Annotated in this window: 9 protein-coding genes; 6 read left to right on the top strand and 3 right to left on the bottom strand. The window is 59.3% G+C overall.

Translation table 11 applies throughout. From position 1 onward, the window contains the following. The coding region (locus KP22_RS23085; protein ID WP_081923401.1) for a transposase at positions 1-133 on the bottom strand (133 nt) is incomplete at its 3' end. A 245-nt stretch (positions 134-378) separates the two neighbouring features. Here KP22_RS23085 and KP22_RS19415 point away from each other — a divergent pair. From KP22_RS19415 to KP22_RS19390, 6 genes are all read left to right on the top strand, one after another. Continuing rightward, positions 379-2,376: a sigma-54-dependent Fis family transcriptional regulator gene (locus KP22_RS19415; RefSeq protein ID WP_039325857.1), complete on the top strand. Its 1,998-nt coding sequence runs from the start codon at positions 379-381 to the stop codon at positions 2,374-2,376. Between the two features lie 143 nt (positions 2,377-2,519). Next, a complete protein-coding gene (locus KP22_RS19410; protein ID WP_052012561.1) occupies positions 2,520-3,599 on the top strand; it encodes an ATP-NAD kinase family protein in 1,080 nt (359 codons plus the stop codon). A gap of 26 nt (positions 3,600-3,625) precedes the next feature. Then, positions 3,626-4,630 carry a thiamine pyrophosphate-dependent dehydrogenase E1 component subunit alpha gene (locus tag KP22_RS19405; protein WP_039304591.1) on the top strand — a complete coding sequence of 335 codons (1,005 nt, stop codon included), beginning with the start codon at positions 3,626-3,628 and terminating at the stop codon, positions 4,628-4,630. A 29-nt stretch (positions 4,631-4,659) separates the two neighbouring features. Continuing rightward, a complete protein-coding gene (locus tag KP22_RS19400) occupies positions 4,660-5,664 on the top strand; it encodes an alpha-ketoacid dehydrogenase subunit beta (protein WP_039304588.1) in 1,005 nt (334 codons plus the stop codon). A 14-nt stretch (positions 5,665-5,678) separates the two neighbouring features. Continuing rightward, the gene (locus KP22_RS19395; RefSeq protein WP_039325855.1) at positions 5,679-6,800 is read left to right on the top strand and encodes an acetoin dehydrogenase dihydrolipoyllysine-residue acetyltransferase subunit; all 1,122 of its coding nucleotides are present in this window, start codon (positions 5,679-5,681) and stop codon (positions 6,798-6,800) included. Between the two features lie 18 nt (positions 6,801-6,818). Next, positions 6,819-7,616 (top strand): lipoyl protein ligase domain-containing protein, encoded by a 798-nt coding sequence (locus KP22_RS19390; RefSeq protein WP_039325853.1) that lies wholly within the window; start codon positions 6,819-6,821, stop codon positions 7,614-7,616. Position 7,617: 1 nt separating this feature from the next. On the opposite strand, the gene KP22_RS19385 is transcribed toward KP22_RS19390, so the two are convergent. Beyond that, positions 7,618-8,397 (bottom strand): acetoin reductase, encoded by a 780-nt coding sequence (locus tag KP22_RS19385; RefSeq protein WP_039325850.1) that lies wholly within the window; start codon positions 8,395-8,397, stop codon positions 7,618-7,620. 125 nt (positions 8,398-8,522) lie between these two features. Beyond that, positions 8,523-9,578, bottom strand: coding sequence for a 2,3-butanediol dehydrogenase (locus tag KP22_RS19380; protein WP_039304575.1), 1,056 nt, complete (start codon positions 9,576-9,578; stop codon positions 8,523-8,525). Between the last annotated feature and the right edge of the window lie 191 nt (positions 9,579-9,769).

The following is a 9,769-nucleotide window of genomic DNA, read 5'->3' as shown; positions in this document are numbered from 1 at the left end:
GTTTTTTCCGGTTGTAGAGGGTGTTCTCTTTGATATCAAGCTCCTGTGCCAGACGGGCAACAGACTTGCCGCTTTCGAGCAGTAACGCCACGGCTCTGCGCTTGAACTCCGGGGGATATTGTTGTCTCGTCATCGTGACCTCGCTTTCGTTGACTGATTTGAAAACAAGGTGGGCACTAAATCAAGGACAGATCAATCCGCCATGTCACGGCGCCTTAACCACCTTTTGCATTCGATCACAGAAAAAGTCGCTGTCATCTGCAATACTCCATATGTTAATTATTTGTTAAAAAAACAAATAATAGCAGTCGCCAACGACGGGGCGCTTTGAGAATTGTTCTGAAGCTTCGGGAAAGGTCAATTCAGGAGTAAACGACCGTGAATCAACACCAGCGTAACCATATTGACACGGTAGTCGAAACCATTAACAGGAAAACCGCTCCAGCGGCGCTACAGCCTTACGATCGGCTCATTCGCGATTCCTGGCTGCGCTGTGTGAATGATTACGGGCTGGATCCCAGCCGTATGCAGGATGCGCGTATCCTCACCTGGCATGAACTGCGCGAACATCAGGAAAATCTGGAAGAGTTTCGACGTATCGCCCATCACGGCATGGAACGCCTATTTCAGCAAATCGCGCCGGCAGGTTACGTGGTACTGCTGAACAACGCCAAAGGCATCACCGTCGATTTTCTGGGCGATACCAACGCGGAGATCAGCCTGCGGCGCACCGGTCTGTTTTTGGGCGCGGAGTGGTCAGAAACCTATGCCGGCACCTGCGCCGTCGGTACGGCATTAGCCACCGGTGAAGCGCTGATCGTACATCAAGGCGACCACTTCGACGCCACCCATATTCCGCTTACCTGTACTGCCGTGCCGCTGTTCGATCCACAGGGGCGACTGCACGCGGTATTGGATATCTCGGCGCTTAATTCGCCGCAGCCCAAATCCAGCCAGCATCTGGCACTGCAAATCGCCCTCATCCACGCCAGCCTGATTGAAAACGCCTATTTTGAACACATGCACCGCGGCGACTGGATACTCAAGCTCAGCGCATCATACACGTTGGTCAACGTTAACCCCGATTATCTGCTCGCCTTTGATGCCGGGGGCAAAGTGGTGGGGCATAACCATCAGGTGTGGCGTCTGTTGCAAGGGGAGCTGAGCCTGCCGGTATGGAAGCAACATGCGGCCAGTCCGCTTTTAGGGCTGAGCTTTGAACAGATTTTCAACGCCGACTTCAACAAGCTGCCGGATTACCTGAACACCGAAGGGCTACAGCAGCGCACCATTCATCTGGTCAGCAGCCGCAATACGCTGTTCCTCACCGCCCAACCGCCCATCAACCGTAGCCAGCGGCGCAAAGCAGGCGAACCGGCCGTGCTGCCTGCACCGTTACAGGCGATCAGCGGCGGCGATCCGGCGTTACAGGTACAGTTACAGCGCGCCATGAAGCTGGTGGATACACCGGTGAATATGTTTATTCACGGCGAAACAGGCTGTGGCAAAGAGTTTTTCGCCCGCGCGTTACACCAGGCCGGCAACCGCAGCAATCAGCCGTTCATCGCCGTAAACTGCGCAGCAATCCCGCCTTCCCTGATTGAAAGCGAACTGTTCGGCGCCATGCCGGGCAGCTTTTCCGGCGCGGGCAATAAGCCACGCCGCGGGCTGATTCAGGAAGCCAACAGCGGCACGCTGTTTCTGGACGAAATTGGCGATATGCCGTTGGACATGCAGACACGCCTGCTGCGCGTGCTGGCGGAACGCGAAGTGTTGCCGATTGGTGCCACCCGGCCCATTCCAGTCGATATCCGGATAATCTCGGCCTCGCACCGCGCGCTGGAACGGCTGATCGCCGAAGGCGCATTCCGCGAAGATCTCTACTATCGTCTGCTCGGCGCGCGCATTATCCTGCCGCCGCTGCGTGAACGCAGCGATCTGGACTGGCTGATTGATAACATACTCGCGGGCAAACGCTGCGTGCTCACGGCCAAAGCCAGGGCACTCCTGCATCGCCATAGCTGGCCGGGCAACCTGCGCGAACTGCGCAACGCGCTGGAATACGCCTGCGCCATCTGCGAAAACGCCTGTATTCACCCCAGCGATCTGCCGGAGGAGCTGCACTTTTCAGCCCGGAGGTCAGCCGGCATGCCGCCGCCGCACCCTGCCAAGATAGACGAACGCACACAGCAACAAGATGCCTCCGAATCCCCCGTCGCCAGCCCCGAAGGGCTGGCATTAATCCAGCACCTGCGGGAGGCGCAGTGGAACCACAGCGCGGCAGCCCGCCAGTTGGGAATCAGCCGGATGACGCTCTACCGCCGTATGCAGCGCCTGGGTATCCGCTCCCCAAATCAAACGGATACGCGCTGCTGATCTGTCTCAACGGGTGGTGACATCTGTATCACCCCGGCTCCCTCCTACACATAAAACCAGATTAACCCTTTGATTTAAAGTCATAATAAAATATGGATCGGAATTTGCTATAGCGATTGCAGCTGATGACAAGAGGCTTCCCCATGTCTGAACCTGTAAATAGCGCCACCAACGGTAGTTCCGTATCCCCCGGCTGGGTCGGCATTATCGCCAACCCGGTTTCCGCCCGTGATATCCGCCGCGTGGTCGGTCATGCCGGTAGCCTAACGCTGGCCGAACGCGCCAACCTGATCTTCCGGCTGCTGGCCGCACTGGGCACCGCAGGCATCGTTGATGTGCGCATGATGCCGGATCGGGAAGGGTTACAGGCGATCCTCACCCGTATTCTGGCGCAGCGCCACACCATTCTCCTCCCCCGGCTAAGCTGGCTGCCGCTCGGCGTCAGCGCCACGGTAAACGATACCCTACAGGCAGCCCGCATGATGCGGACCGGCGGAGCCCGCGCCATCGTTGTGCTCGGCGGCGACGGCACCCATCGGGCGGTGGCGAAAGCGTGCGGCAACGTGCCGATCGCCGGTATCTCCACCGGCACCAACAACGCCTGGCCCGAACTGCGTGAACCAACCATCGTTGGACTGGCGGCAGGGCTGTATGCAAGCGGGAAAATCCCCGGCAATCAGGCGCTGCGGTGGAATAAGCGCCTGGATATCGCCATCAATACCGGTCACCCCGATGCCCGTCACGATATCGCCATTGTCGACGCCGCAATTCTGGCCGAACAGTTCATCGGCGCCCGTTCTGTGTGGCGTCCCGAACAGCTGTCACAGCTCTACCTATGCTTTGCCGAGCCGCATACCGTGGGCCTGTCCTCCATCGGTGGCCTGCTGATGCCGCTCAGCCGCCAGTCCCCCGGCGGGCTGAGCATTACCTTTGGCTCCGGTGCTGGTACGCTGCTGGCCCCGCTCGCGCCCGGACTGCTGCACCGCGTAGCGATCGCCCGCTGGCAGCGCATTGAACACGGTGCCGCAAGCGCTCTGCTCCTTCGCCAGGGCGTCATCGCGTTGGACGGTGAGCGAGAAATGATGTTCGGCCCGCAGGATAGCGTGCGGATCGCGCTGCGCGAGCGCGCTTTCCGCTCCATCGACATCAACGCTTGCCTGCGCTACGCCGCCGAAAACGAATTATTTTGGGCCGCCACCAGCGGTAGCAGCGGCCCACTTTAATCATCACTCACTGTCTGGAGATGGCTATGAACAATACCGATAACACCCTACACTCTGCTTCCCTGCCGCTCACCCGCGAAGCCTTGCTGAGCGCCTATCGCCGTATGCGCACCATCCGCGATTTCGAAGAACGGCTGCACGTCGATTTTTCACGCGGCGACATTCCCGGTTTTGTCCACCTGTACGCCGGAGAAGAAGCGACGGCGGTCGGCATTATTTCCCACCTTAACGACGGCGATCGTATCGCCAGCACCCACCGCGGCCACGGGCACTGTATCGCCAAAGGCGTCGACGTCATCGCCATGATGAAAGAAATCTACGGTAAAACCGGTGGCGCCTGCAACGGCAAGGGTGGCTCGATGCACATTGCGGATTTGAGCAAAGGCATGATGGGCGCCAACGGTATTCTGGGCGCAGGCGCGCCGCTGGTGTGCGGCGCGGCGCTGGCGGCCAAATTCCGCGGCAAGGGCGAAATCGGCATCACCTTTGCCGGCGATGGTGCAGCCAATCAGGGGATGTTTCTCGAAAGCCTGAATCTGGCTGCAGTCTGGAACCTGCCCGTACTGTTCGTGATTGAAAACAACGGGTACGCCGAGGCCACATCGCGTAAGTATGCTACCGCGGTGGACAGCTATGTCGATCGCGCGGCCGGGTTTGGCATCCCCGGCGTTACCGTTGACGGCACGGATTTTTTCGCCGTCTACGAAACCGCGGGCGAGCTGATCCGCCACGCGCGCGCCGGCGGCGGCCCCTCACTACTCGAATGCAAAATGGTGCGTTTCTACGGGCACTTTGAAGGCGACGCGCAAACCTACCGTGCCCCGGACGAACTGGAATCGATCCGCGAGCATCACGACTGTCTGAAACATTTTACCAACCATGTCCAACAAAGCGGAGTCATTCGCCCGGAAGAGTTCCACGCCATCGATCGCGAGGTGGCCGCTCTGATCGAGCAGGCGGTGCAGGAAGCCAAGGCCGCGCCCGATCCCAGCGCCGATGATTTGTTAACCGACGTTTATGTCAGCTACTGACGACAACTTCACCTGAGAGGAGAATAGACATGGCTCGTAAACTTAGTATGAAGCTCGCCATCAATGAGGCGATCGATCAGGAAATGGCGCGCGATCCCAGCGTGATTATGCTCGGTGAAGATATCGTCGGCGGCATGGGTGCCGACGGGGAGAAGGACGCCTGGGGCGGCGTGCTCGGCGTCACCAAAGGGCTGTACGCTAAACATGGCGATCGTCTGCTGGATACGCCGCTGTCGGAGTCGGCCTATGTCGGGGCAGCCATCGGCGCCGCCGCCTGCGGTATGCGCCCTATCGCTGAACTGATGTTTATCGACTTCATGGGCGTATGTTTCGATCAGATTTTCAATCAGGCCGCCAAATTCCGCTATATGTTCGGCGGCAAGGCGCAAACGCCAGTGGTGATCCGCGCCATGGTCGGCGCTGGGTTCCGCGCCGCTGCTCAGCACTCCCAGATGCTGACGCCGCTGTTTACCCATATCCCCGGCCTGAAGGTCGTCTGCCCCAGCACCCCGTATGACACCAAGGGGCTGCTGATTCAGGCCATCCGCGATAACGATCCGGTCATCTTCTGCGAACATAAAAATCTGTATGGCATGGAAGGCGACGTCCCCGAACAGCCGTATGCCATCCCGTTTGGCGAAGCCAGCATCGTGCGCGACGGCAGCGATGTATCGATCGTCACCTATGGGTTAATGGTACACCGCGCCCTTGATGCCGCCGCACAGTTGGCAAAACGGGGCGTCAGCGTTGAGGTTGTCGATCTGCGCTCACTCTCCCCGTTGGATCTCGACACCGTCATCGAAACGGTGGAAAACACGGGTCGTCTGGTGGTGGTGGATGAAGCCCACCCGCGCTGCAACATCGCCACCGACATTATCGCCCAAGTGGCACAACATGCGTTCGGCGCGCTGAAGGCACCACCGCAGATGATAAGCGCGCCGCATACCCCCGTACCCTTCTCACCGGCGCTGGAAGATCGCTACCTGCCGGGAGTAGACAGCATCATCAGCGCCGTTCAGCGCACACTAAGCTAAGGGAGAACACAAATATGAGCAATGACGCAATTATTCCTGTCGTCATGCCCAAGTGGGGGCTGTCGATGCGTGAAGGCACGGTCAATGAATGGCTGGTTGACGAAGGCAGTGAGATTACGCCGGGCATGGCTATTCTTAACGTGGAAACCGACAAAATCGCCAACGCGGTTGAGGCCACCGATGCCGGGATCCTGCGGCGCAAGGTGGCGGAAGCAGGCGATGTTCTGCCGGTGAAAGCCCTGCTGGGCGTGCTGGCCCCGCCACATATTGGTGATGCGGAAATAGAGGCGTTTATCGCCGACTGGGCCCCCCTGACCGATAGCGATGAAGAGAGTGAAGACGAACAGGCCGCCACTGCCTGGGTGGAAGTGAACGGCCTGCGCATCCGCTACGCCAGCCGCGGCGAGGGTGAAGGAACCGTGCTGTTCATCCACGGCTTCGGCGGCGATCTGGACAACTGGCTGTTCAATCTGGACGCGCTGGCCGAACGTTACCACGTCGTGGCACTCGATCTTCCCGGGCACGGGCAATCCTCCACTCGGTTACCGGGCGCGCAACTGGGCGATCTGGCCGACTTTACCGCTGACTTTATGGATGCGATCTCGCTGCCGGCCGCTCACGTGATCGGCCATTCTCTCGGCGGCGCTATAGCCAGTGAACTGGCGCTGCGCCAGCCCGATCGCGTGCGTTCGTTGGCGCTGATCGACAGCGCCGGTTTCGGGCCGGAAGTTAATCACCGCTATACCGAGGGCTTCATCAACGCACAGTCGCGCCGCGAGTTGAAACCGGTGGTTGAATTGTTGTTCGCCGATCCCGCGCTGGTCAGCCGACAGATGCTGGACGATCTGCTTAAGTATAAGCGGCTGGACGGCGTGGATAACGCGCTCGCCGCCCTGCAAAACAACCTGTTTGCCGAGGGCAGACAAAGCGCGCAGCCGGGCTTGCAGTTGAGTGACGCCGACATCCCGCTGCTATTGATTTGGGGTGAGGAAGATCGGATTATCCCGGTTGAACATGCAGAACAGGCGCCGGCGCACGCCAGAGTGGAAACCCTCAGCGGTGCCGGCCATATGCCGCAGATGGAAAAGGCAGCGGAAGTTAACCAGCTACTGCTAAAGCATCTCGGTGCCGTTTAACTCGTGGATGGTAAACGAATGACGCACTCATCGGCCGCAACCACAGGTTGCGGCCTTTTTCACTTGCTGCACAACCAGTTACAGCACTGTGACGACCCCACAACCGCCGAGGACGAGCTGTTTGAGCACGCCGCGGCGGGCGCTGCGGTGGCAAAAATCTGGCAAACACCGCAATCGCTGGTCGCACCGCGCACTTACACCCGTCATGCGGCCTTAGCGCTGGTACGCCAGCGCTTTGCCGTGCAGGGCTGCCCGGTTTTCCTGCGCAAATCCGGCGGCGGTCTGGTGCCGCAGGGGCCGGGCATCATCAATCTCAGTCTGGCCTATCCGATACAGCAAAGTCTAGGGGAAGCGGCAACGCCGATCTATCTCCACTTGTGTGAAATCCTGCGCGACACGCTGGATGCCTTTGGCATTATCAGCCGCTTTCAGGCGGTGAACGGATCCTTTTGCGACGGCCGTTTTAATCTGGCCTGCGGCAGCCCGGACGAGGCGCGCAAAATCGCCGGTACGGCGCAATACTGGCAGCCCTTGCCCAATCAGGCACCCGGCGAGGCGCGGCGGCACATCGTGCTGGCGCACGCGGTGCTGCTGGTGGCCGTAGATTTGCCTCAGGTACATCGGTGGGCCAACGGATTTGAACGGCAGATCGGTAGCAGCCGCCATTACGATGCGGGCAAAACCGTAGACGTGGCGGCGCTGATGAACGCCAGCCACGAACAACAGCAGGATCTCTGCCAACAGGTGAGCGCCATGCTGGGAGAAAAGGTGCGCCAGCGAGCCGCACCCTTCGCCGCCCCCGACGGTGCCTTATGAATTAGCGGTAAACCAGACCGCCGTCGGTCAGGTATGACTGGCCAGTGATGTAATCCGCATCGTCGCTGGCGAGGAACGCCACCAGCGCGGCGACATCCTCCGGCGTTTGCGCGCGACCGAGCGCAATGCCGCCGACGAAATTTTTATAAGTTTCGCCAACCGGTGCGCCAGTCACGTCCGCAAAACGCTGGTCGATCTCCACCCACATATCGGTGCCGACAACCCCCGGACAATAGGCATTCACCGTAATCCCCTCGCTGGCATACTCTTTGGCCGCCGCCTGTGTGAGCGCGCGCACGGCGAACTTGGTGGCGGAATAGACACCCAGCATGGCGAATCCCTCATGACCGGCAATAGAAGAGGCGCTGATGATTTTCCCTTTGCGCCCCAGCACCTTGAATTTAGCCGCCGCGGCCTGGATCCCCCATAACACGCCGTTAACGTTAATGTTAAAAATGCGTGCCACTTCGGCCTCGTTCACGTCCGCTAGCGGGTTAACCTGTGCAATACCGGCATTGTTGACCATAACATCAAACCCGCCCAGCGCGTCCGTGGCGCGATCGACGGCGGCGTATACCTCATCGCGGCGGCTGATATCCGCAACCAGCGTCGTCACATCGCGCCCCAGAGCACTGACCTCTGCGGCCACCCGCTTCAGTTTTTCTTGATTCAGATCGACCAGTGCGATATCCGCCCCGTCGGCCGCCAGCCGCAGGGCGATGGCCCGGCCAATCCCCTGAGCACCGCCGGTTATCAAAGCCACTTTCTGTTTTAGTTTCACGTGAGCAACCTCTTAAATTAGGGTTAAGACAGCAAACAACACGTTACTGACGCAACCTCTGCCGGGCAGGCCGTATCTCGATAGCGTTCATTCCAGCGCCGCCCGCGGCAAAGGTTAAATGTGGGTTATACCGACGGCTGCACCAAAATTTTTACCTGTTGCTTTTCACGTACCAGCGTTTCAAACCCTTGCTCGACAATGTCATCCAACTGGATTTTCTTGCTCACCAGCTTATCGGCCTGAAAATAGCCGCGGGTCATCAGTTCCATCACCGCCGGGAAAATATTTCGATACGCGATGATGCCTTTCACCGAGCGTTCCTGAAGCACCAGCGTATTGGGGTGGAATGACGCCTCTTTTTCCCAGATGGAAACCACAATAGTTTCCCCTTCGTAATGCGTGCTGTTGATGCACTGTCCCAGCACAGCCGGGACGCCAGTAACCTCAAACGCGACGTCCACGCCGCCGCTGCTCAGCTCGCGCAGGCGCGCAACCGCATCCTCTTTGCTGGGGTCTATCGCGACTTTTGCGCCCAGCTCTACGGCTTTAGCGGCTCTCTGCGGGGAAAGCTCAACGACGTAAATCTCGCCGACACCCGCCGCGCGCAGCGCTTCGACCACCAGTAACCCTATCGGCCCGGCACCAAACACCGCAGCCTTGTCGCCGGCCTTCAACCGGCTCATGCGCACCGCGTGGAGCGCCACCGCAGCCGGTTCCACCAGCGCCCCTTGTTCAAAGGACAACGCATCCGGCATCTTGTGAACCCGCTGGGCCTGCACCACGGTATAGCTGGAGAAGCCGCCGCCGCCGCCCGACAGGCCGTGAAAGCCAAGCTGACTGCACAGGTTATATTTCCCTTCCCGGCAGGCGGCGCAGTGGCCGCAGGATAAAATCGGCTCGACCACCACCCGATCGCCGGGCTTACAGTTGGAGACGCCGCCACCCACTTCCACCACCTCGCCGGAAAACTCATGACCGAGCACAATCGGCGCACGATCGCGGCTCAGAGGATGGGGAGCGCTAACCGGAATAAAAATCGGCCCGGCAACATATTCGTGCAGGTCGCTGCCACAAATGCCGGTCCAGGCCACTTTAATCTTCACCTGTCCAGCGGAAACGACAGGTTCCGCTATCTCTTCGACCCGGATATCACGGGCCTGATACCAGCGCGCTGCTTTCACAAATACCTCCAGTCAGTAGTCGGGGAAGAAAAGCCGGTTCACCAAAACACAGTACAGATCGCGCTACCGCGCCGAACCGCTATTCCGTTGTACAAGCGAAAGTCGTGCCAACCGCAGGAAGTAATTAATCTCTGTTAAATCAGCAAAATAAAGAAATAGAAGAACAGCCGCACCGTAAAGATCGGCACGGT

It is taken from the genome of Pectobacterium betavasculorum (assembly GCF_000749845.1).
GTDB lineage: Bacteria > Pseudomonadota > Gammaproteobacteria > Enterobacterales > Enterobacteriaceae > Pectobacterium > Pectobacterium betavasculorum.
This window is presented reverse-complemented; position numbering and strand designations above follow the sequence as displayed.